This window comes from Sphingobium sp. C100, from assembly GCF_000508185.1.
In the GTDB taxonomy this organism is placed as follows: domain Bacteria; phylum Pseudomonadota; class Alphaproteobacteria; order Sphingomonadales; family Sphingomonadaceae; genus Sphingobium.
Genome location: NZ_AYOY01000193.1, coordinates 1 through 23,072 on the forward strand (window position 1 = coordinate 1; position 23,072 = coordinate 23,072).

Here is a 23,072-nt window from a genome sequence, read left to right on the forward strand (position 1 = left end):
CCCGCCGCGCCGTGGCCGCCATCGTCGGACGCGACACGGATGAACTGGACGAGGCCGGCATCGCCCGCGCCGCGATCGAAAGCCTGGCGGAAAGCTATTGCGACGGGGTCGTGGCGCCGCTGTTCTGGCTTCTGTTGCTCGGTCTGCCCGGCATCTGGGTCTATAAAGCAGTCAATACCGCCGACAGCCTGATCGGCCATCAAGAACCGCGCTGGCGCGCTTTCGGCTGGGCGGCTGCGCGGCTGGACGATGGGATGAACCTGCTCCCTGCCCGCATCGCCGCTCTCTTGCTTTGCCTGGCGGGCGCAGGCGGCTGGCAGGTGCTGCGCCGCGACGCGCGCAAACATGCGTCCCCCAACGCCGGCTGGCCCGAAGCCGCGATGGCTGGCGCATTGCGGCTCAGGCTAGCAGGCCCCGTCGCCTATGATGGCGTGCGTCACGACAAGCCCTGGATCGGCGCGGAAGGGGCCGAGGCACGGGCGCGGGACATTGACCGGGCGCTGCGCCTCTATATCCGCGCGTGCCTGTTGCTATGGGTGACGACGGCAGGCGTGACATGGCTCATCTGATCCGCGCCCGCCCCAGAGGAAGGAGCGAGCGATCATGACCGGCCATCGTCTTTTCGTGCTGGGCGGCGCGCGCTCAGGCAAGAGCCGCTATGCGCAGCAACGGGCCGAGGCGACCGGCCATCCTCCCGTCTTCGTCGCGACAGCCGAAGCGTTCGACGCTGAAATGCGCGACCGCATCGCCCGTCATCGCGCCGACCGGGACGCGCGCTGGACCTGCATCGAAGCGCCCCGCACTCTCCCGGAGACCGTCGCGTCGCTAAGTGGCCAGCACCATGTCGTGCTGGTCGATTGCCTGACGCTATGGCTGTCGAACCTGCTGCTGGCGGAGGCTGATCTGGACGCGGCCGCCGCTCGCCTGGTCCAGGGGGTCGAGCGGTTCGACGGCCACCTGATCCTGGTGGCTAACGAAGTGGGCTTCGGCATCGTCCCGGACAATCATCTTGCCCGGCGCTTCCGGGACGAAGCGGGACGACTGAACCAGGCCATCGCGGCCATCGCCGACGAAGTCATGCTGGTCGCCGCGGGCTTGCCCCTTCGGCTGAAATGATTGCGGCGAACCGGCTGGAAGTCCTACGACCTGCCCGTAAGCCTGTCCTGCCTTTGACGCGGGCTGATGCCGCGGCTACAGCCGCTCGCGATGATTGCCCTTCTCTCTCCCGCCAAGACCCTCGACTTCGCGCGCGCGCTGCCGCCTCTCGCCGTCACGACGCCGCATTTTGCGGAGGAAGCGCATAGCCTCGCGCGGTCAGCCGCCAACCTGACGCAAAAGCGTCTTGCCGATCTCATGCATATCTCGCCGCGACTGGCCCAGCTCAATGCCGAGCGCTTCCGCGACTTTCCCCACCTGCCTGAACGGCAAGCGCTGTTCGCCTTCGCCGGTGACGTTTATACGGGGTTCGAAGCTCATACGCTCGAAGAACCGGGCCTGGCTTTCGCGCAGGATCATGTCCGTATGCTTTCCGGCCTCTATGGTCTGTTGCGTCCGCTGGATGCGATCAGGCCTTACCGGCTAGAAATGGGCACCCGCTGGGCGCCACGCCACAAGAAACTGACCGACTGGTGGGGCGACCGGATTGCGCGGCATTTGCTCGCCCAACTCCGCGAAGAGGGTTCGGGCGTAATCCTCAATCTGGCAAGCCAGGAATATTTTGCGGCCATCGACGGCCAACTTCCCAATGTTCGGATTATCGACGTTGATTTCCGCGAGCCGGGGCCTGATGGCCCCCGCTTCATCAGCTTTAACGCCAAACGCGCGCGCGGCATGATGGCGCGCTGGATGTGCGAGCACCATGTGACCGACATCGACGCAATGCGCGGCTTTGATAGCGATGGCTATCGCTTTGATGCGCAGGAAAGCGATGGCGATCGGTGGCGGTTCACCCGCGCATGAGCGGCGGCAAGAACTCCGCCGTCGTGATCGGCGCGTCCGGCGGTATCGGCTCCGCGTTCGAGGCAGCGCTGATCGAGGAAGGGACGTTCGCGGTCGTCCATGGCTTGGCCCGGTCGCGGACCGGGTCGCAGCATATCGACCTTCTCGACGAAGCAAGTATCGCGGCGGCCGCCGCACAGGTCGCCAAAGGGCCGGCGCCCACATTGGTGATCGTTGCGACCGGCCTGCTACATGCAGACAGGCATGGCCCGGAAAAGGCGCTGCGCGACCTCGATCCGGATTGGCTGGCAAAAGTCCATGCCGTGAATGCCATTGGTCCGGCGCTGATCGCCAAGCATTTCCTGCCCCTCATGCCGAAGACCGGCAGAACCGTTTTCGCGGCACTCTCCGCGCGGGTGGGATCGATTGGCGACAACAGACTGGGCGGCTGGCACGGCTATCGCGCATCGAAAGCGGCGCTCAACATGATGATCCGCACGCTGGCCATTGAGGAGCGCCGTCGCAACGACCGCGCGATCGTCGTGGCGTTGCATCCCGGGACGGTCGATACCGCCCTCTCCCACCCATTCCAGGGCAATGTTGCGCCAGGGCGGTTGTTCGATCCTGAACGAGCCGCCTTGCAATTGCTGGACGTGATCGAAGCGTTGAAAGTGACCGACAGCGGAGGCTTTTTCGATTTCGAAGGCTCAGAAGTGCCGTTTTGAAAAGCCAAGGACGCGCTTTGGTTTTTTGTTGAAGGATCGTCACCCGCCGCCGCGCCACGCGTCGACATGCCTTCATCCAACACTGCCGCAAGAAAACGCTCGCGAAGGGGCCACCGAATAGGTGCGCACCAGGTCATGCTGGCCCTCATGCTCAGCAGACATCGTGAATCAGATTCTAGAGCATGCTGCGTAAAATCAGACGCAGTCGGATCAATGCAATGTCATCACGCTCTAGAGGATTTAGGAGCGCTCTTCGCAACCCATTCCATTTTCCATAATTTATTGAGATTATGGCATTTTCTCTGGTGGGCCCGGCAGGACTCGAACCCGCAACCTAGCCGTTATGAGCGGCCAGCTCTAACCATTGAGCTACAGGCCCCACCTGTGAACGCGCCGGGATTAGGCAGCATCACGCCGCTTTGCAAGCCTCCCCGCGTTCCGGCGCGGCCGCGAGCACATCCGTCAGGCTGGCGGCGCGCACGCCACGCCGCGCCAGATGCGCCAATATTGCATCCCACCAGCGATAAAAGGCCGTCCGGTCGGCCTCGGAGCGGACATAGGGCGTGTGGCCGGGTTCCAGCGTGGGCGAGTGGAAGCTGAAATTCAGCACCGGCACGCCTTCTTCGATCAGCGCGTCGACCGCCGCGATCGCCTCCTGCACCGGCACGCCTTCGGGTGTCAGCGGGACGCGGCTCAGCATCCGCGCCCGTGACAGCGCGCCGGCAAGCGGCCCTGCCTTTTGCGCCGCACGATAGAGCCGCTCGCCGCCGCCACGCAACATGCCGACGAAGGCCGTCGACGGCGGCAGTTCGATCAATGCCCGCGTTGGCCCGGCCCAATAGGGATGTTGCGGCAAGCCATGGAAATCGGGGCCATGCTGGCCGCTATAGTCAAACCGACTCCGCACCGAGCTGTCGAGGCGAAAACCGGCTTCCTCAAGCAGCCGCGCGCTGTTCGGCCCAACGCCATAGCGGCCGGCGCGATAGGCGATCGGGCGGGCACCGAAACGCGCCTCCATCCGGCTGCACAATGCCTCCAGCTTGGCGCGCTCTACCGCTTCCGGCAGAAAGCCGGCATAGCTGTTGGCGATATTGATGTCCTCGACATGGGGCGGATTGACCCAGGGGTGAAGATGCGCGCCGATGTCCGCCGCGCCATCGGCTGCCCACTGTCCCATCATCGCTGCCGCCGCGTCGCTTTCCACGACGGGATAGTCGGTCACATAGATGGGTTTCACCCCCACGGCTGTGAAATAGGCCTGGCCCCGCGCCATGCCGTCGAGGGCGGTCACGCCATGCCCGGTACGGCTGAACGGCGCGTTCCAGTCAAACTCTTCCTCGGTATCGACGAAGAGCGTGAACCGCGTGCCAAAGGCCGGATCGAGGACGATCATGTCCTGCTCCAGCGGAGCAGCGAGCAGATTGCCGTCATGCAAAGAAGCAGTCATGCAGCTTCCCTAGCGCGCAATGGTTGCCATAGGGTTTCCCCGTCCCGCGACGACCTCAACCGATGTCGACTGCCCCGTTCGCCGCGCCGGCCACCGGGATGACCAGCAGCACCCGACCCGGCTCGATCTCCAGCGCGCCGCCGCACGCGTTCGCCAGGCTGCGGATCAGCCGCAGCGAAAACCCCAGCCCCAGAAGCGGCCCGTCGACCCAGTCGCCATCCGCGCTATAACCCGGATCGAGCAACTGCGCTTCATCCAGCCCGGCCAGAGCGGAAGGCCGATCCACCGCCAGCACCACACAGCCCTGCCCGCCGTCGGGCCGCAACCAGCAGGCGCCGGTCACCGTTTCGCCCTGCGGCACTACCGACACCAGAGTGCGGAACAGGTGCTGCACCATGCGTTCACCCTGCACGGGATCGACCAATATCTGCGGCAAGTCACCCGCAACCGCGATTTCGATCGGCGGCAGGCCCGCCCCGCCCTGCTCGCTGAAGCGCGCGACAACCTGGGACACCAGATGGTCGGGATCGATCAACCTCGGCGCGCCGCTCCCATCACCGCGCGACACACGCGCCGCCAGGTCCAGATCGTCGAACGCGGACAGCAGATGGCGCGCATCCACCGCGATCTTGCCGGCCATGTCACGATATTGGGTGCCGGCCGGGCCGAACAATTCCTGCTCGATGATTTCGGCAAAGCCCAGAATCGCGTTCAGCGGCGTGCGCAACTCATGCACGAGCTGGCGCAGCGAATCCGCCGACAGGCCGGTGATAGCCATCGACGCGGGCGCAGGCCGCGTAGCGACCTCATGCAGATAGGGACGACGCGCCTGTCCGCGAAAGCCCTGAAAACGGCCCGAGCGCGGATCGAAAAAGGGAGCTGCGGACATGCGCCATTCCCCGGCCATCGCGCCGCCAACGATCATGTAACGCCCATTCTGGAAACCGCTGCGGCGTGCGAAGGCGCCGGCCACATGGCCATCGGGACCACTTCCGCCTTCCAGCGCAGCCTCCCCCAGGGTCAGCCCGACCAGAGCCGCGCGCGGCCCCTCGTCGATCCACAGGATAACGCCCGTCGCATCGGTTTCGAATGCGAAGGCCCGGGGCGCTTCCGGCTTTTCCTGCTCGGCAGCGACTGAACCTGCAGTGCCAGGGCGCCGGTTGCTGGTGAACTGGGCGATGCGATCCACCAGATTGCGAATCTGATCTTCGTCCTTTGCCACCGGCCGAAGCGGCGTCACCACGCCGCCTTGCCGTTCGACGGTCGGATCAGGGGCTTGCGGCGCCATGCCTTCCGTCAGCAGCAGGGCGTCGTCTCCCACCATCTCTTGCCGGATCGTCGTCAGCACCAGATCCGCAGGGCCGAAAACTTCGAGCGCCTGACGCGTCGCCGGACCGACATCGCGCCGGCCGCGCAACACGCCGCGCGTGGTGGGGGTAAGCTGCGGTACCAAATCCGCCCAGCACCGGTCGGGTAATTGCGCGCGCGCGGTCGCCGCCGCAGCCACAGCCGGACGATCGCCTGCGAAAAAAATCACCAGCGCCGGCGAACGCAGGCGGCCGCCCAGTTCCACGACAGTCGCGATTCGCTGCGTTTCCGTCAGCTTGGGCCGCAGCGCCAGGAGGCGGTCGAGCAAAGCATCGCGCTCTTGCGAAGGCATGGGTTGACGATCGGCCCGGTCATGCTGCGCCAGCAGATCGACGCACTGGCGCCACAACGTCACAGCGCTCAGTCCCGAGCGGTTTTCCGCTGCCAGCACTGTTTGCATGAGATCGTTGAAACGCACTAAAAATCCCCATCTGCCACGCCCACGCGCGCCGTCCTGCCCATGGATAGGCGCTCGTCGCCCAAAGGGAAAGGGGGCGAGCAGCAACAAGAATCGATCGTTGCATAGTGGGACAATTGCAATGCCCTGAAACATTATTATGATGGAGGGACCAGACAGGATAGGAAATAATCAGAATAATGGCCGGCCCCAATATCGACGACATTGACTTGCAGATCCTGGGTGAACTGCAAAACGACGGGCGAATGACCAATGTCGAACTGGCGCGCAAGGTGGGGCTGACAGCCCCGCCATGCCTGCGCCGCGTTCGCGCGCTGGAGGAAGCCGGCGCGATCACATCCTATCATGCCGTGGTGGACCCGGCGATGCTGGGATATACCATCACCGTCTTCGCGATGGTCAGCCTGAAAAGCCAGGCCGAAGCCGATCTCAAGGCTTTTCAGGAGCATGTGGACGCGCTGCCTGAGGTGCGCGAATGTCATATGCTCAATGGCGAGATCGACTTCATCTTGAAGGTGGTGGCGCGCGATCTCCAGAGCTTCCAGCAATTCCTGACATCGAAATTGACACCTGCGCCCAACGTCGTGAGCGTCAAGACATCGTTGACGATCCGAACGTCGAAAAATCTGCCGGGCGTGCCGCTGCCGGTCTGATACCGGTCAGCGGCTCCCTCGTCTCACGCGGCGGTGGCCTTCCTGCTCTGCTGCTCCACCCATACGGACCAGAAGCCCGCGACGCTGGCCCAGTCGCTGCCCTTGGCCGCATCCAGGGCGGCCTGGGCGCTTGCCAGGTCGCCGGAGCGAGCGAGCGCTATGCCCAGCCGCGCATTGATCCGATCCGCATCGACCCCGCCCTTTGTGAGTGCCAGTCGATATTGCTCGACAGCCTGGGGGAACTGGCCGAGCGACACATAATTGTCGGCTAATGCCAGCGCCTCCTTACCGGTCGAAGCCGCCGCCGCCTTCTTCGCAAGGGCGGGCAGGCTGGCAATTTCCTTGGTTGCCTTGGGCGTGACGCTTTTGAGCAACTGGCTGGTGGCTGTCTGCTTCGCTGTCAATTTACCCGCCTTGCGGCCAGCTTCGATGATCGCCTTCGCCTCCGCGTAGCAGCCCGCTTTCTCAGCGAGTTGGGCGTAGGATTGATAGTCGCGCTCGCTCGCCATCGCGCCGTTCGCGGCCTGAAGCCGATAGAGATCGAGTTGCGCTTGCGATTCAAGGCTCGCTACCGAAAGATAGGTGGTGAGCGCCGACCGCCAATCTTCCGGGGTGGCCGTGCGTTCCAGCCGCTCGCGATACAGTTCGCTGACCTGCGTCCAGTCCTTCGCCTGATAGGCCATAGAGATGGCGCGGTCGATCCAGGCGAGCGGCACCGGCTGCCCTGACGTGCGTTGCTGCATGATCGCCGCCTGCAGGAATGGGCGCGCCTCCTTGGGCTTGTTGCGACGTAACGCGATGTCGGCCCGCAACATGACGGCATCCACGCCATCATAGCCCAGCGTCTTGGCGTAATCGAGCTGGGCCGTCGCATCGTCATAATTGCCGACAAGGTAAGACAGATAGCCGGCGATGAAACGTAGACGGGGCGCTTCGCTGCGCGGGACGGCAGTCGTCTTGAACAGGTCGGTCAATGCAATTCGCTGCGCCTGCACATCTCGACGCTGGACTGCGAGCTGGTAGCGCAGACCCGCTGTCACATAGGCCTCGAAGTCGGTGGTGGGGACCAACGCCCCGATGCGGCTCGCGGCGCTCGTCGTGTCGCGCGCTTTGAGAGCGGCCTCGGCGGACTGGACATTGGCGCGAAAACTATCCGACATGCTGATCGGTGGCCCGGCCACGACCAGCTTCTTCTTTTTCGCCGACGCCGGCGTCGCCGCCATCATTCCCGCCGTTGCGACCAGCACGACGCCAGCTGTAAATATCGTCAGTCCACGCATTGCCGCCCCGGCTCCCCTTTTTGGACGCCGGAAGGCCGGCGCCCTGTCTCATCATATCCTGCCTGCGCCCTGAAGCGCCGCCGTCGCCCCGATGAGCGACGGCGACGCGGATCGTCAGGCGCCCTTGGTGCCCAGATAGGCGATCCAAAGGCCGGCAATCTGCTTGCGCGCGCCACCTTGCACGGCTTCAAAAGCTGCCTTGGCCCCTGCGGTGTCACCGCCCATCATCTTGGCGATGCCCAGGCGGGTGTTCACCTCATCGGCGTCGACCCCCCCCTTCTGTTTGGCCAGTTCGAACATCGAAGCGGCCTTGGCATAGTCGCCATAGCCCAGATAGGCGTCGGCGGTTGCGGCCGCGATCTTGCCGGTGGCCGCTTTTTGCGCGTCGGCCTCCGCCGCACCCAGCGTGCTCTTGTCGCCTGCGATCCGGCCCACCGCAGTCTGGTAGACGTCCCCGCCCTGGCTGGCGTTCAGTACGCCCTTGGAACGGCCCTTGTCGATGACCGACTTGACCTCGCCGTAGATGCCGGTCTTCGACGCCATTTCGGCATATTCCGTATAGTCGGCGGCGATCACCAGGCCATCGGAAGCGCCGAGCAGGCGGAGCACGTCAAGATTTTCGCGATTGGTGATGTTGGGGTTGGCGCGCTGGAACAGGCGGACCAGCGTGCGCAGATTTTGACCGCTCGGTTCAGCCTGATAGGCCATCTTGGCCCATTCCGTCACATCCGGCAGCTTTGCCGCTTCGGCACGGCTGACGCCGATCTGATACCATTGCGCGGGCACGGGCTGGCCCGCTGCCTTGCTCGCCTCAGCGGCAGCCTTCAGCGCCGCAAGCCCCTGCTGCGTGAACCCGCGCGCCGGCTCTGTCGCCGTGTTGGTCGTGCCGGCCTTGCCGAAATAGGCTTGCGCGATCGTCGGCTGCACCGCTTCGGCCTTGTAACCGGCCGCCAGCGCGGCCTGACCGCGCTGGATCGCAACGTCATAATTTTTCTGCGATAGCGCAGCGTCAGCAGCGACGGCGTTGAACTGACCGGCCTGCTCCGGCGGCGTCAAGCCGCTATCGAGCATCTGGTTGAGCCCTTCCATCTTGAGCGCTTCATCCTTTGCGCCGATGCCGGTGTTCAGCTTGACCGCGCCGATCTGATATTTGTCGTCGTTGGACGCCGCCTTGCTGTCTGCTTCGGCCAGCGCCGTCTTGGCGGTGGCGAAGTCCTGCTTTTCGCTGGCCTGCTGCGCTGTCTGCAGCGCCTTTATGACATCGGGAGAGACGTTGAGCTTCATGCCCTGCTTCTCTTCCTTCTTTTCTTTCTTCGCAGCGAAGGCGGGGGCCGAAACCGCACCGCTCGTCAATGCCAAAGCCAGGGCGAGCGCCACCGGGGTCACAAAACGCATAATCCTCATCTCCTTCTGCGCGCCGGCCAAGGGGCACGGGCGGCCTTTCGGGGTTAAGCGCCGGTTAGGGGGCGGCGCGTGAATGGGCATTGAACAAGCCTAAATCGGCACGATTTGCAACATCTATGCTCGATCTTCGTTCCGGCCGCGATCATATCCCGGCCGCCCACCGCCTTGCCAACATGGGGGAGCCTGCGCGCATGTGCGAGGGGTGACAGATTTGTTTCGCTCCGCTAGTGCTGGCAGATCGAACCGCATCATCCAAAAAGAGAATCGCATTGACCGACGAGACCGTCCTCGCCGACCCTTCGGACATCAGCCCCATTTCCATCGTCGAGGAGATGAAGGCCAGCTATCTCGACTATGCCATGTCGGTCATCGTCGCCCGCGCCCTGCCGGACGTGCGCGACGGGCTGAAGCCGGTCCATCGCCGCATTCTCTTTTCCGCCCAGGAATCGGGCTTCCTCTACAACCGTCCCTATCGCAAGTCCGCGCGCCTCGTCGGCGAGGTGATGGGTAAATATCACCCCCATGGCGACAGTTCGATCTACGACGCGTTGGCGCGCATGACCCAAGACTGGTCGATGCGCGTGCCGCTGATAGACGGCCAGGGCAATTTCGGCTCGATGGACCCCGATCCGCCGGCAGCGATGCGCTATACCGAAGCACGCCTGGCCAAGGTTGCGGGCGCGCTGCTGGAGGATCTCGACAAGGACACGGTCGATTTCCAGCCCAATTACGATGCCTCGGAACATGAGCCGCAAGTGCTCCCCGCGCGCTTCCCCAACCTGCTGGTCAACGGCGCGGGCGGCATCGCGGTCGGCATGGCGACCAATATTCCGCCGCATAATCTGGGCGAAGTGCTGCGCGCCTGTCTCGCTTATATCGACAATCCCGGCATCACCACGGACGAGTTGATCCAGATCGTCCCCGGTCCCGACTTCCCCACCGCACCGCTGATCCTGGGCCAGTCGGGCGCGCGCAGCGCCTATCATACCGGGCGCGGCTCGATCATGATGCGCTCGCGCCATGAGGTCGAGGAAGGGCGCGGCGACCGCCGCTCGATCGTGCTGACCGCCATTCCCTATCAGGTCGGCAAGAACGGCCTGGTCGAAAAGATCGCAGAGGCCGCCAAGGACAAGCGGATCGAGGGCATCAGCGATATTCGCGACGAATCGAACCGCGAAGGCGTGCGGATCGTCATGGACCTGAAGCGCGACGCGACGCCCGAGGTCGTGCTCAACCAGTTGTGGCGCAACACCCCGGCCCAGTCGAGCTTCCCGGCCAACATGCTCGCCATTCGCGGCGGTCGCCCCGAGTTGCTGGGCCTGCGCGAGATCATCGAAGCTTTCATCAAGTTCCGCGAAGAAGTCATCACCCGCCGCACCAAATTCGAACTGAACAAGGCGCGCGACCGTGCCCACATCTTGCTCGGGCTCGTCGTAGCGGTCACTAACCTCGACGAGGTGGTGAAGATCATTCGCGGCTCGGCCAGCCCCGCCGAAGCCCGCGAGGCGCTGTTGGCGCGCGAATGGCCGATTGGTGAGATCGCGCCCTATCTGCGGCTGGTTGAAGCGGTCGAGACAGACGTTTCCGGCGACTTCTACCAATTGTCCGATATTCAGGTCCGCGCCATTCTGGACCTGCGCCTGCACCGCCTGACCGCACTTGGGCGGGACGAGATCGGCAAGGAACTGGCCGAACTCGCCGAAGCCATCGCGGAATATCTCGCCATCCTGGGCGACCGTACGAAGCTCTACGCCATCATGCGCGAGGAACTTGAGGCGATCGAGCGTGAGTTCGCGACCCCGCGCCGATCGGAAATCACGGCGGCGGCCGACGGGATCGAGGACGAAGACCTGATCGAGCGCGAGGACATGGTCGTTACCGTGACCATGCAGGGCTATATCAAGCGCACCCCGCTCGACACCTTCCGCGCCCAGGCGCGCGGGGGCAAGGGCCGGTCCGGCATGGCGACCAAGGACGAGGACGCCATCACGGAACTGTTCGTGACCTCGACCCACACGCCGGTGCTGTTCTTCTCCACCATCGGCAAAGTCTACCGCATGAAGGTCTGGCGCCTGCCCGAAGGCGGCCCGGCCACGCGCGGCCGGCCGATGGTCAACCTGCTGCCGCTCGGTCCGGGCGAGACGATTTCCACAGTCCTGCCTCTGCCCGAGGACGAAGCGGAGTGGAGCAAGCTTCACGTCATGTTCGCGACCGCCAAGGGATCGGTCCGGCGCAACAGCATGGATGCGTTCTCCAACGTGCCCAGCAACGGCAAGATCGCGATGAAGTTCGAGGGCGAGGACGAGGGGGACCGGTTGATCGGCGTTGCCCTGCTCGACGAGAGCGATGACGTGCTGCTCGCCACCCGCACCGGCAAGGCGATCCGCTTCCCGGCCGACGATGTCCGCGAGTTCCAGAGCCGCAATTCGACCGGCGTGCGCGGTATCCGGCTGGCCGAAGGAGATGATGTGATCTCCCTGTCCATCCTGCACAAGGCGGGCATCGCCGACCAGGATGAGCGTGAGGATTATCTGCGCCACGCGCCCTGGAAGGGCGAGGATGCCGATCGCGCGCCGCGTCGCATGGAAGATTCCCGCTACGAGGAACTGAAGGAGCGGGAACAGTTCATCCTAACCGTATGCGCCAATGGCTATGGCAAGCTGAGTTCCGCCTATGAATATCGCCGCACCGGGCGCGGCGGCCAGGGCATCACCAATATCGATAATATCGGCCGCAACGGCCCCGTCGTCGCGAGCTTCCCGACGACACGGGCGGACCAGTTGATGCTCGTCACCGACCAGGCCAAGCTCATCCGCATGGGTCTCGAAAGCCTGCGCGTCATTGGTCGCAACTCGGCGGGCGTTCGCCTGTTCAACGTCGCCGATGACGAACATGTCGTGAGCGCGGCCAAGATCGAGGAAAGCGACGCGGCCGAGGTGATGGACGGCGAGGAGGCGTGAGCGACCTCTTCGCCTACAAGGTACTGACCGCCGAACAATATGAACAGTTCAAGGCCGATGCCGTGTTCAAGGGCGCACCGATCGACCTGACGGACGGCTATATTCATATGTCGACCCGCGATCAGGCGGCCGAAACGGTCGCGAAGCATTTTGCGGGACAGGACCGGCTGGTCATGCTGATGATCGACCTCGCCCCGTTCGGCGGGGCGATCAAATGGGAAGTGTCGCGCGGCGGCGCGCTCTTCCCGCATCTCTACGGAGACCTGCCAATCAGCGCGGTGGCTGGCAAGGTGGTGCTGCGCCTGGACGAACAGGGAAGGCATGTCTTTCCGGCGGGCTTCTGATCCGGCCTCCGTGGGCCGTTTCCTCCGCCCTACCCGAGCATATGCCCTTCAGCGTTGGACACGCTCCATTCGCGCCACCCGCCCACGCTGCACCCAATAGTCCCAGGCGCCCCAACGGATATGACGGGAGCTGGCCGCCTGCAACTGCACTGCCAGATGCATCCAGAGCGGCAGAAAGGGTGCGGCCACGTCCCACAGCAATGATCGCTGCGCCTTGCGCGCCTGATCAGGCTCCAGCACCCGGCACAGGATTCGCCGGCGCAGCAGCGCCCGACACCACGCCGCCCCATAGCCCATCATTATCGCGGTCCATCCGCCCGCCATCAAGGCCCAGAGCCAGGCCGCAGACTGGATGGCGACGCCGATCATCGCCAGTGACCACATGCCGGGACTGTTGGTGAAGACATGCCGATATTGCCGCACGCCAAAAGCCCATAATGGGCCGACACCGCCCTCAAGCGGACTGCCCACCAGCAGGTCGCGCACCGGTCGTAGCCTCAGTTTCGCGCGCCATCCCGCCAGCCCGATCGCCAGATCATCCGACAGTCGCCCCTTTAACGCGGCGTAGAGGTCCAGCCGTTCCGCGACATCCCGGCTCATCGCCATCGCTCCACCCCAGGGCAGGGTGGCATTGGCGAGGCGTGGCATCGTGGCGAGCTGCATCTCCACTGCGCCTACGAGCGCCGGCATCCAGCCCATCCCCGGCAGCAGCAGCCGATAGCCCGTGACAATGTCCGCCTTGCCCCGCACCAGCGGAAAAAGCAGCCGGCCGATCAGGCGGGCAGGCGGTTCTATGTCCGCGTCGATGAACAGGAGATACCGGTCCCCCTCGCGCAGGGCGGCCAATGCCGCGCGCAGCTTGTGGACCTTCTGCCCCTCGTCCCGCGCCACGCCGGCGCGCACGATCTGGACCCAATTCCGGTCCCGCGCCGCCAGCGCTTCAGCCGCCGGACAAGAGCCGGACGTCGCGATCAGGAGCCGGAACGGCGCGCTCTGCGCCTTCAACCGCTCGATCAGTGTCGGCCCGCCATCCCAGTCGTCGCGAACGCTCAGGATCGCTACGGCTCCCTCGGGCGTCTCAATGTGCCGCTCTTTTGGCAGATTCTGAAGATAATTGAGCACGCCCAACAGCGTGAGCGCCTGCAACAAGATCCACACCCAGAACATTGTCGTGCCTGCCTGCCCCTTTACCGTCCGCAATGCTGCTGTATGACGCTTGGGCGATGCTCTCCAACCCCTTTCTCTTCATGCTGTTACGGTTGCTGCCCACGCGGCTCGCGTCCTGGTTCGGTGGCTGGCTCTCGGCGCATGTCGCGCGGCGTACCATGAAGCTGCGCGATGCGCGCGCCCGCGCCAATCTGGCGATCCTGCGCCCAGACCTGCCGGAAGCGGCGCGTGAGGCGATATTGACTCGCCGCTGGTTCAATGTTGGCCGAACGCTCGCCGAACTCGCCAATGTCGATCGGCTGGTGAATGATGCCCATGTGACCGTCATCGACCGCGCCGGCTATCAGGCGGTGCTGGACGGCCCCGGCCCGTTGATCGCGCTGACCTGCCATATCGGCAACTGGGATCTGCTGGCCGCCCATATCAAATGGTCGACCGACCGCCCCGGCCTGGGCGTCTATGAAGCGCCCGATGATCCACGGCAGGCCGCCATGCTCAAAAAGGCGCGGCAAAGCTATATGGGCGAAGCGATCGGGGGCGAAGGCGCGGCGCGCGGCGTACTCAAGCATCTGACCCAGAAGGACCGCGCGACGCTGTATATCCTCGCCGATGAACGGCGGGACCGGCAAGTCTGGTTTCCGACCTTCGGCCGTCCGCTCGAACCCTCGGGCAATCTGTCGATCGCACTGCGTCTTGCGCGCAAGGCCGGCGCGCGCTTTCTGCCCTTCTACCTCGCCCGCACCAGCGGCCCGCGCTTCGAACTTCATTGGCGTCCGCCGCTCGATCCCGGAACGATGAGCGATGTAGAGATTGTGGCTGCGCTCGACCGCTTCCTGGGCGAGGCCTGCATTACCCACGCCGACCAGTGGCTGGCGCTGCACGATATGGACCTGACCCAGGACGGGCATCGGCCATCATGTGACTTCCTGCAACATCGGCGCTAAAGCGCCGGTCCATGTCCCGACTCGCGATCAAGATTTGCGGCCTGTCGACTCCCGAAACGGTGGGTGCGGCCGTGCGCGCGGGGGCGAGCCATGTCGGCTTCGTTCATTTTCCCAAAAGCCCGCGCCATGTGGAGCCGGACCGGATCGAGGCGCTGGCCGCCACCGTTCCCGCTCATGTAGAGCGCGTCGCGGTGGTGGTTGACCCGGACGACGACCAGTTGGCGCGTTTGGTGGCCACGGGCGCGCTGAGCGCGATCCAGTTGCATGGCAAGGAAAGCCCCCAACGCGTCGCCGCCGTTCGCCAGCGCTTTGGCCTGCCCGTCTGGAAAGCTATCCCGGTCAAGTCCCGCGCCGATATCGACAGCGCGGCGGCCTTTGCCGGGGCGGCCGACCGTTTGCTGTTCGATGCCAAGACGCCGGACGGCGCCGCATTGCCGGGTGGCATGGGCCTGCGTTTCGACTGGATGCTGCTGCGCGGGGTTGCGATCCCGGCCCCCTGGGGTCTGTCGGGTGGCCTGTCGATCGACAATCTGTGCGAGGCGATCCGCCTGACCGGCGCGCCCCTTATCGACGTTTCTTCCGGTGTCGAGGACGCGCCAGGCATCAAGAGTGTGGACAAGATCATGGCCTTCTGCAAAGCGGTATCCGCATGTTGACGCAGACGCCCTTTGTCGTGCGCATCGGACAACGATGGCGCTGAACGCTTCCCATCCATCGAAGCGAACGCCCATCCATGTCCCGGAAAGACTGACATCATGACCGACACCATCAATTTGCCCAACAGCCTGCGCAGCCAACCCGATAGCAGCGGCCATTTCGGCGCCTTCGGCGGCCGTTATGTCGCCGAAACGCTGATGCCGCTGATCCTGGAACTGGATAAGGTATATCGGACCGCCAAGGCCGACCCCGCCTTCGACGCCGAATTTGCCGAGTTGCTGCGCAGCTATGTCGGCCGCCCCAACCCGCTTTACTATGCCGGACGGCTGACCGAAATGCTTCGCGATAAGGCGGCTGCGGGCAAAGGCGCGAAAATCTATCTGAAGCGCGAGGAACTGAACCACACCGGCGCGCACAAGATCAACAATTGCATCGGCCAGGCCCTTCTTGCCCGCCGGATGGGCAAGAAAAAGGTCATCGCCGAAACCGGCGCGGGCCAGCATGGCGTCGCCACCGCCACCGTCGCCGCCCTGTTCGGCATGGAATGCAAGATCTTCATGGGCGCCAAGGATGTCGAGCGGCAAAGGCCCAACGTCTTCCGCATGAAGCTGCTGGGGGCCGAAGTGATCCCGGTCACCTCCGGCTCGCAGACGCTCAAGGACGCGATGAACGACGCGCTGCGCCATTGGGTGTCCAACGTCCATGACACATTCTACATCATCGGCACCGCCGCCGGGCCGCATCCCTATCCCGAACTGGTGCGCGATTTTCAGTCGATCATCGGCAAGGAAACCCGCGCACAGATGATGGAAGCCGAAGGCCGCCTGCCCGACATGCTGATCGCGCCGGTGGGTGGTGGCTCCAACGCCATCGGCATGTTCCACCCTTTCCTGGACGATCCCGAGGTCGCGATGATCGGCGTCGAAGCGGCGGGCGAAGGACTCGACAAGAAACATGCCGCCTCGCTGGCCGGTGGCGCGTCGGGCATCCTCCACGGCAACCGCACCTATCTGCTCCAGGATGAGGATGGCCAGATTACCGAGGCGCATAGCATTTCAGCCGGGCTAGACTATCCCGGCATCGGCCCGGAACATAGCTGGCTGCACGAAATCGGCCGGGTCCGATATCTGCCTGTGACCGATGACGAGGCGCTCGCCAGTTTCCAGACGCTGGCGAAGCTGGAAGGAATCATTCCGGCCCTCGAATCCGCCCATGCCATCGCGGCCGCCGAGCAGATCGCGCCGACGATGGACGCGGACAAGATCATCGTCGTCAACCTGTCGGGCCGGGGGGACAAGGACATCTTCACCGTCGCCGACGCGCTGGGAGTGGAGATGTGAGCCCGGATATGAACAGGGATCGTCTTTCCTCTCGCTTCGCCGCCTGCAAGGCGCAGGGCCGCGCGGCGCTTATCACCTTCATGACCGCCGGCGATCCCGACATTGCTGCAACGCCCGCCATCCTGGATGCGCTGGTCGCGGGCGGCGCGGACATCATTGAATTGGGGATGCCCTTCACCGATCCGATGGCCGATGGTCCGGCCATCGAACTGGCGAACCTGCGCAGCCTTGGTTCGGGCACGAAGACGAAACATATCTTCGCCCTCGCCGCCGATTTCCGCGCGCGCCATCCTGACGTGCCGCTGATCCTGATGGGCTATGCCAACCCGATGCTGGTCCGCGGCGCCGACTGGTTTGCGGACCAGTGCCGGATAGCGGGTGTAGATGGCGTGATCTGCGTCGATGTGCCGCCCGAAGAGGATGCCGAAATCGGCCCCGCCCTGCGCGCGGCCGGGGTCCACCTCGTCCGCCTCGCTACGCCGACTACCGACGCGACGCGCCTGCCCGCCGTGCTCGATGGCGCCAGCGGTTTTCTCTATCATGTCGCGGTCGCCGGCATCACCGGCAAGCAGCAGGCAGCGCAAGCATCGATTGAAATAGCGGTGAGGAAGCTCAAGGCAGCTACCGACCTGCCGATCGCAGTCGGCTTTGGCGTTCGCTCGCCCGAACAGGCCGCCGCTATCGGCCGGGTGGCCGATGGCGTCGTTGTGGGCTCTGCGATTGTCGATATTGTCGGCAGCCATGGTGATGCCGCAGCGCCCTTCGTTCAGGATTTCGTCGCCGCCCTGAGCGGTGCGCTCACCACTCAAGCCCAAGAGACCGCCGCATGAGCTGGATCAACCGCGTTCGCAACGCCCTGCCGTTCATCGCCAAGAAGGAAACCACAGCCGAGATGCTGTGGCACAAATGCCCGTCCTGCGCTGAAATGATCTTCATCAAGGAATGGGAAGAAAATCTCTCGGTCTGCCCACGCTGCGACCATCATGGTCGGATCGGCCCCAATGAGCGTTTCGGCCAGATACTCGACGCCGGTTTCATCCTGCTGCCGACCCCGCATGTCGCGGAAGATCCGCTCAAGTTTCGCGACTCCAAACGCTATCCCGACCGCATAAGGGCCGCGCGCGCCGCGACCGGCGATCAGGATGCGCTCATCAACGCGCGCGGCGCTATCGACGACGTGCCGCTCGTCATGGGCGTGCAGAATTTCGCTTTCATGGGCGGCTCCATGGGCATGGGCGTAGGCGCGGCCTTTATCCAGGGCGTCAATGACGCGATCGCGCATCAATGCCCCTATGTCATCTTCACTGCGGCGGGCGGCGCGCGGATGCAGGAGGGCATTCTTTCGCTGATGCAGATGCCCCGCGCGACCGTCGCCATCCAGAAACTGCACGCGGCGGGTCTGCCCTATATCGTCGTGCTGACCGATCCGACCACCGGCGGCGTCACCGCCAGCTACGCGATGCTGGGCGACGTTCAGATCGCCGAACCCAATGCGCTGATCGGCTTCGCCGGCCAGCGGGTGATCGAGAGCACGATCCGCGAGAAGCTGCCCGAAGGCTTCCAGCGCGCAGAATATCTGCTCGACCATGGGATGCTCGACATGGTGGTCCACCGCAATGAACTGCGCGACACGCTGGCGCGGGTAATCGGGTATCTTAGCCCGCGCGCCGCAGCCTGATCCACATATAGACGCGCAACGGGGGACAAGCGCGATGGCCGACCATGCCGTTTCCGACGATCCGCAGGTCCAGGCCCAACTCGATCGGCTGTGGTCGCTGTCCCCGGGCGCCGACATATTGGGGCTGGAGCGCATCACGCAGTTGCTCCAACGGTTGGGCGATCCGCACCTGGCCCTGCCGCCAATATTCCATGTCGCGGGGACCAATGGCAAGGGATCGACCTGCGCCTTTCTGCGCGCGGCAATGGAGGCGGGCGGCAAGAGCGTCCATGTCTTCACCTCCCCCCATCTGGTCCGTTTCAATGAACGAATCCGCGTGGCGGGCCAACTCATCGTTGATGCGCAACTCGCGCATTATCTCGACCGTGTGCTGAATGTCGCCGAAGGGATCAGCGCCAGCTTCTTCGAAGTCACGACCGCCGCCGCTTTCCTCGCTTTCGCGGAACATGACGCGGACGCCTGCATCATAGAGGTCGGTCTGGGCGGCCGGCTTGACGCAACCAATGTCATCGTCGATCCGGTCGTATGCGGCATCGCTCAACTGGGCATCGACCATCAGGCCTTTCTCGGCGACACGCTCGCGCAGATCGCCGCCGAAAAGGCCGGCATCGCCAAACATGGTGCGCCGCTGGTGACCCAGGGTTACCCCGAATCCCTTCTCCCGGTCATGATGGATGCAGCCGACAAGGCCGGCACGCGTTGGGTCGGGCAGGGTGACGGCTGGGACGCAGCGACCTATCGCGACCGCCTCCACTATCGTGATGAACTGGGGCGGCTGGAAACGCCCCTCCCCCGGCTCGCCGGCGCGCATCAGGTGCAAAATGCCGCACTCGCCTTTGCCATGTTGCGCCATCAGCAAGCCGTGCCGCTGCCCGAGGCCGCGCTCAAGGCCGCGCCGCTCTGGGCGCACTGGCCCGCACGGCTCCAGCGGCTCGACCATGGTCCACTGCTGGCGCCCCTGCCAAAGGGCGCCACGGCCTGGCTCGACGGCGGGCATAATGCCGGCGCGGGCGAGGCGATCGCCGCCTATTTCACGCCCGAACGACTGGAAGGACAAAAGCTTCACCTCATCATCGGCATGTTGGCCAATAAGGAAGTTGACGCGTTCCTTGCCCCCTTCGCCGGACGCGTGGCGCATATCCACGTGCTGCCCGTGCCGGGCCATGACCATCATCCGCCTGCGCGCTTCGCTGCCATCGCCGACAAATGGGGCATAGGTTGCACCGCCCATGACCGGCCGGATGCAGCAATTCGCGCCATCGCCACTGACGCTGTGGCCACCGGGGACGGCGCGCCCAAGTTACTGATCGGCGGCTCGCTTTATCTGGCGGGCGAAATTTTGCGGCTGAACGAGCAATTGCCCGACTGAATAATCTTGCGACTGACTCTCAATAGCGTATTCTGCACTATCCGATCAACGCAGAAGGCGCGATTCTATGGCTTATGGAGAGACCTCCCCCCTTGACCTGCCCCGGCCCATTCCCGGTGGCTATGGCAATCGCCTCTTCCTGTTCGTGATGCGCCGCATGGCCAGTGCGGGAGTCAATGACGCCCATGCCGCCAATGCGATGCTGGGCGCTTTCGGCCGCAGCTATCGCCGGCCGCTGATCCTGATGCGAGCGATGATGCTGGAACTGGCGCGCGCGTCGAGCCGCAAGATCCTGGTCGCCCCCTGTTGCTGCGCGCGCATGACCGCCGACGAAGCATTGATGATGCAGGCCACCGGTAAAGCGCTACGCGATCCCAATGCTGCTTATGACCATGTGGGCGAATTGCTGGGCAACGACCATGCATTAGGCGCGCTGACCTGCCTTCAGGCGGTTGCCCAGGCCCATGCGGACCTGGGCCGCCCGCTCGATCTTTACGCCGCAGGCTGATTGCCGCGCAGTTCCGCCAGTCTTTCCCCGGCCCAGCGATACATGTCCGCCTGCACCGCGCGCTGGGTCCGATCCATCCGCCGCGCCCGCCGCTCAACCTCTTCCAGCACCGATTGCGCGCGCGGGCGATCAGCCTGTTGCAGCAGGAAGGCGGCATAATGGCAACGCGCTTCCTCGCCCGCGATCCGTTCCATCACATCCTCGAACAGGCTGCGCGCCTCGGCGGTGCGTTCCAGATCGGCCAGGATGCGCGCCCGTAACAGCGCGCGCCGATCCGCTTCGCCGCCGGGCATCAGTTCCGGCGCCGCGTCGAGCAGGTGCAGCGCCTCCCTGCTTTCGCCCCGCTCGAACAGCACGCCAGCCAGCTTGACCTGCGTCCCCCAATCATTGCCTGGCCCCATCGACAGCGCCTTGCGATAGGCGATTTCGGCTTCGACATAACGATGACGAACCGCCTGCGCGTCGCCCATTGCTATGTAATTGGACGCGGTTTCGGCCAGGTCCAGATTGCGCTCGGCGTCGCGCACCGCCCGTTCAGGGTCGACCTTGCCCACCAACTGCGCGCGGGCGGTGCGGACATGGCGATTGTTCCAATGCCCGGGCAAGACCTCCAGCATGACATAGGCGAAGCAGCCCAGCAGCGAGAAGAGCAGGATGAACAGCAGCCATATCTGGTTGCGGCCCGATTTGATGACATGGATCGCGCAGAGAATCTGGATGCACAGCGATGCGACGATGAGGATCATGCCATCGGCTCCCTCTTGCTATTTTCGGTCGCGGCTGTCCCGACACTGGCATCAATCAGCCCCGCCCGCATCATGAGCCAGAAGAGGAGAATGCCCGGCACCGCCAGCGCTGTTGTGAACAGATAGAATTCAACATAGCCGAACCGTTCGATCAACGCGCCAGCCGTCGTGCCAGTCAGAAAGCGTCCAACGATGCTGGCTGCCGCAGAAATCAGCGCATATTGCGCGGCGGTGAAACGCAGGTCGCACAGCGCCGAGAAATAAGCGACCACCGTCACGCCGCCGATGCCGCTCGCAAAATTCTCGAAACCGATCGCACCAGCCATGCCCCAGTTGCTTTTCCCCAGTGCGGCAAGCGCCGCGAAACTGAAATTGGATATGCACATCAGGACCAGGCTGAGCAGGACCGACCGTTTCATGCCCATGCGGGCATAGAGGATGCCTCCGACGAATATACCGATCAAATAGGCCCAGAAGCCGATGCCGACATCGTAGATGGCGATTTCGTCATTGGTGTAGCCCATATCGTCGAAGAGCAGGCGGAAGGTGAGGTTCGCCAGCGTGTCGCCGATCTTGTGCAACAAGATGAACAACAGCACGAGCAACGCGCCTCGACGCTGGAAGAATTCGACCAGCGGCCCAGCAATCGACTGCCACACTTCGTCCAGGCCCCGCCGGGCAATCGGATCGCGATGCCGTTCCGGCTCACCCAGCAGCAAGCCTGTGAGCATAGCGGGGAGCGCGAATACCGCGCACGCCATATATGCGCCCTGCCATCCAATCCGCGCTGCAAGCACAAGCGCCAGCGCCCCTGCCGCCACTGACCCGATCCGCCAGCCATATTGCGACATGCCCGAACCGATGCCCAGTTGCTCCGGCTTCAGCATCTCGATGCGATAGGCGTCGATCACGATGTCGAATGTGGCGCCGGCCATGCCCACCAATATGGCGGCATAGGCGGTCTGCAACAGGCCGGAACCGGGGTCTACCAGCGCCAAGTTGGCGACCGCTGCCATGACCAGCACCCCGGCCACCAGCAGCCAGGAGACGCGCTGCCCCATGCGGCCGATCACCGGCAATCGGACGCCATCGACGATCCAGGCCCAAAGCCATTTGAGATTATAGACAAGAAAGGCAAGTGTGAACGCCGTCACCGCTTTTTTATCGATGCCGTCCTGCGCCAATCGCGTCGTCAGCGTCGCGCCAATCATCGCATAGGGGAAACCCGATGACACACCCAGAAAGAAGGCGGCGAGCGGCGCTTTCTGGGCATAGGGTTTCACGGCATCGAGCCAGTTACGGCTGCCCTGCATGGCGTTAGTCATAGATGCGCGCGTCCCCCGGTGGCGTCAGTTCGGCGTCACCATATGGCCTGATCGCCGCCAGGCAAGCACGCAATGCGACGATCAGTCGCGTGGGCCGAACAGGCTGAGGCCGGGGGGTAATTTGGGACGCCGCGCGCCGCGCAGAAGTGCGTCTACCACTTGGATGGCGGCGACAAGGTCGCGCGGGGCATAGGGTTTGGCGAGGCAGCCGACCGCTAAGGCACGGGCCTCGATCGGGCAGCAGCCGGTTACGAACAACACCGCCAGCCCGCGCTCCGCAGCGTAGCGCGCCACATCGATACCGCTCTTCTCTCCGTGCAGGGCAACATCGGCGATCACCAGATCAACACCGCCCTCGTCAATGACCTGAACGGCATGGTCATGATCGTCAACGGTCGCGGCAACGCGATAGCCTGCCTGTTCGAGAGCATGTTCATTATCGAAGGCGACCAGAGGCTCGTCTTCCACCACCAATATGGTGCTTACGGCCTGACGCCGGGGCCTGCGCGCCTCTTCCTCTTTCACCAACCCGAAAAACATTTGCCAAGTCCGCCCTGATTCCGCCATGCAACCGATGAACGCCGTGTACCCCCGCTGGGTTGCCCGAGGGCGTCGAAACGCCCTTTCGCCCCAGCGCCGGAGTGGCACATTTTCAGCCTGTTGCTGGCTTTCCGCGAATATGGGAAGGACCAGTGCCCAAGAAAAGGAATTGCCCGTGGAACCGCCGAAAAAATCCGGACCGCCCCGTCGGGGGGCAGGCCCGGGCGGCCCGAAACGCCCAACCGGTCCCGGCAGGCGCCC

Annotated in this window: 22 protein-coding genes and 1 tRNA gene; 14 read left to right on the plus strand and 9 right to left on the minus strand. The window is 64.2% G+C overall.

Annotation, left to right across the window (positions count from 1 at the left end; genetic code table 11):
* The 4 genes from C100_RS44455 to C100_RS44470 form a co-directional block, all read left to right on the plus strand.
* Positions 1-569 (plus strand): cobalamin biosynthesis protein CobD/CbiB (locus C100_RS44455; protein WP_024021630.1); only part of this gene is annotated, 569 nt, incomplete at its 5' end.
* 34 nt (positions 570-603) lie between these two features.
* Positions 604-1,116: a bifunctional adenosylcobinamide kinase/adenosylcobinamide-phosphate guanylyltransferase gene (gene cobU, locus C100_RS44460; protein WP_024021631.1), complete on the plus strand. Its 513-nt coding sequence runs from the start codon at positions 604-606 to the stop codon at positions 1,114-1,116.
* A 90-nt stretch (positions 1,117-1,206) separates the two neighbouring features.
* Positions 1,207-1,959 carry a peroxide stress protein YaaA gene (gene yaaA / locus C100_RS44465; RefSeq protein WP_031310205.1) on the plus strand — a complete coding sequence of 251 codons (753 nt, stop codon included), beginning with the start codon at positions 1,207-1,209 and terminating at the stop codon, positions 1,957-1,959.
* Complete coding sequence (locus C100_RS44470) at positions 1,956-2,663, plus strand: SDR family NAD(P)-dependent oxidoreductase (protein ID WP_024021633.1); 708 nt, start codon at positions 1,956-1,958, stop codon at positions 2,661-2,663. The genes yaaA and C100_RS44470 overlap by 4 nt, the downstream gene beginning before the upstream one ends.
* A 303-nt stretch (positions 2,664-2,966) precedes the next feature.
* Here C100_RS44470 and C100_RS44475 read toward each other — a convergent pair.
* The 3 genes from C100_RS44475 to C100_RS44485 all read right to left on the minus strand — a co-directional run bounded on the left by C100_RS44475 (position 2,967) and on the right by C100_RS44485 (position 5,896).
* Positions 2,967-3,042: transfer RNA gene (locus C100_RS44475), tRNA-Ile, on the minus strand.
* A gap of 30 nt (positions 3,043-3,072) precedes the next feature.
* On the minus strand, positions 3,073-4,110 hold the full coding sequence (locus tag C100_RS44480; protein ID WP_024021634.1) for a polysaccharide deacetylase family protein: 1,038 nt from the start codon (positions 4,108-4,110) through the stop codon (positions 3,073-3,075).
* A gap of 55 nt (positions 4,111-4,165) precedes the next feature.
* Positions 4,166-5,896, minus strand: coding sequence for a sensor histidine kinase (locus tag C100_RS44485; RefSeq protein ID WP_024021635.1), 1,731 nt, complete (start codon positions 5,894-5,896; stop codon positions 4,166-4,168).
* Positions 5,897-6,075: 179 nt separating this feature from the next.
* Here C100_RS44485 and C100_RS44490 point away from each other — a divergent pair, with 179 nt between their 5' ends.
* On the plus strand, positions 6,076-6,549 hold the full coding sequence (locus C100_RS44490; protein WP_024021636.1) for an Lrp/AsnC family transcriptional regulator: 474 nt from the start codon (positions 6,076-6,078) through the stop codon (positions 6,547-6,549).
* A 23-nt stretch (positions 6,550-6,572) separates the two neighbouring features.
* On the opposite strand, the gene C100_RS44495 is transcribed toward C100_RS44490, so the two are convergent.
* Together C100_RS44495 and C100_RS44500 are read right to left on the minus strand one after the other, a co-directional pair.
* Positions 6,573-7,829 (minus strand): tetratricopeptide repeat protein, encoded by a 1,257-nt coding sequence (locus tag C100_RS44495; protein WP_024021637.1) that lies wholly within the window; start codon positions 7,827-7,829, stop codon positions 6,573-6,575.
* Between the two features lie 114 nt (positions 7,830-7,943).
* Positions 7,944-9,224, minus strand: coding sequence for a hypothetical protein (locus tag C100_RS44500; protein ID WP_024021638.1), 1,281 nt, complete (start codon positions 9,222-9,224; stop codon positions 7,944-7,946).
* Between the two features lie 278 nt (positions 9,225-9,502).
* Here C100_RS44500 and gyrA point away from each other — a divergent pair, with 278 nt between their 5' ends.
* Both gyrA and C100_RS44510 read left to right on the plus strand, forming a co-directional pair.
* The gene (gene gyrA / locus C100_RS44505) at positions 9,503-12,193 is read left to right on the plus strand and encodes a DNA gyrase subunit A (RefSeq protein ID WP_024021639.1); all 2,691 of its coding nucleotides are present in this window, start codon (positions 9,503-9,505) and stop codon (positions 12,191-12,193) included.
* Positions 12,190-12,537 (plus strand): DUF952 domain-containing protein, encoded by a 348-nt coding sequence (locus C100_RS44510; protein WP_024021640.1) that lies wholly within the window; start codon positions 12,190-12,192, stop codon positions 12,535-12,537. Before gyrA ends, C100_RS44510 begins: the two co-directional genes overlap by 4 nt.
* Positions 12,538-12,585: 48 nt before the next feature.
* Here C100_RS44510 and C100_RS44515 read toward each other — a convergent pair whose 3' ends face one another.
* Positions 12,586-13,704: a glycosyltransferase gene (locus C100_RS44515; protein ID WP_024021641.1), complete on the minus strand. Its 1,119-nt coding sequence runs from the start codon at positions 13,702-13,704 to the stop codon at positions 12,586-12,588.
* A gap of 56 nt (positions 13,705-13,760) precedes the next feature.
* Here C100_RS44515 and C100_RS44520 point away from each other — a divergent pair, with 56 nt between their 5' ends.
* From C100_RS44520 to C100_RS44550, 7 genes are all read left to right on the plus strand, one after another.
* Positions 13,761-14,648 carry a lysophospholipid acyltransferase family protein gene (locus C100_RS44520; RefSeq protein ID WP_031310206.1) on the plus strand — a complete coding sequence of 296 codons (888 nt, stop codon included), beginning with the start codon at positions 13,761-13,763 and terminating at the stop codon, positions 14,646-14,648.
* Positions 14,649-14,659: 11 nt separating this feature from the next.
* Entirely contained in the window at positions 14,660-15,304 is a 645-nt protein-coding gene (locus C100_RS44525) for a phosphoribosylanthranilate isomerase (protein WP_024021643.1), read from the plus strand.
* Positions 15,305-15,403: 99 nt separating this feature from the next.
* Positions 15,404-16,645 carry a tryptophan synthase subunit beta gene (trpB, locus tag C100_RS44530; RefSeq protein WP_024021644.1) on the plus strand — a complete coding sequence of 414 codons (1,242 nt, stop codon included), beginning with the start codon at positions 15,404-15,406 and terminating at the stop codon, positions 16,643-16,645.
* 8 nt (positions 16,646-16,653) lie between these two features.
* Positions 16,654-17,475 (plus strand): tryptophan synthase subunit alpha, encoded by an 822-nt coding sequence (trpA, locus tag C100_RS44535; protein WP_024021645.1) that lies wholly within the window; start codon positions 16,654-16,656, stop codon positions 17,473-17,475.
* Entirely contained in the window at positions 17,472-18,323 is an 852-nt protein-coding gene (accD, locus tag C100_RS44540; RefSeq protein WP_024021646.1) for an acetyl-CoA carboxylase, carboxyltransferase subunit beta, read from the plus strand. The genes trpA and accD overlap by 4 nt, the downstream gene beginning before the upstream one ends.
* A 34-nt stretch (positions 18,324-18,357) precedes the next feature.
* A complete protein-coding gene (locus C100_RS44545; RefSeq protein ID WP_024021647.1) occupies positions 18,358-19,692 on the plus strand; it encodes a bifunctional folylpolyglutamate synthase/dihydrofolate synthase in 1,335 nt (444 codons plus the stop codon).
* Between the two features lie 67 nt (positions 19,693-19,759).
* Positions 19,760-20,200 carry a DUF6628 family protein gene (locus C100_RS44550; RefSeq protein WP_024021648.1) on the plus strand — a complete coding sequence of 147 codons (441 nt, stop codon included), beginning with the start codon at positions 19,760-19,762 and terminating at the stop codon, positions 20,198-20,200.
* On the opposite strand, the gene C100_RS44555 is transcribed toward C100_RS44550, so the two are convergent.
* The 3 genes from C100_RS44555 to C100_RS44565 all read right to left on the minus strand — a co-directional run bounded on the left by C100_RS44555 (position 20,185) and on the right by C100_RS44565 (position 22,811).
* Positions 20,185-20,946, minus strand: coding sequence for a hypothetical protein (locus C100_RS44555; RefSeq protein ID WP_024021649.1), 762 nt, complete (start codon positions 20,944-20,946; stop codon positions 20,185-20,187). The genes C100_RS44550 and C100_RS44555 overlap by 16 nt on opposite strands.
* Complete coding sequence (locus C100_RS44560; protein WP_031310208.1) at positions 20,943-22,271, minus strand: AmpG family muropeptide MFS transporter; 1,329 nt, start codon at positions 22,269-22,271, stop codon at positions 20,943-20,945. The genes C100_RS44555 and C100_RS44560 overlap by 4 nt, the downstream gene beginning before the upstream one ends.
* A gap of 81 nt (positions 22,272-22,352) precedes the next feature.
* The gene (locus tag C100_RS44565; RefSeq protein ID WP_024021651.1) at positions 22,353-22,811 is read right to left on the minus strand and encodes a response regulator; all 459 of its coding nucleotides are present in this window, start codon (positions 22,809-22,811) and stop codon (positions 22,353-22,355) included.
* Positions 22,812-23,072: the final 261 nt, after the last annotated feature.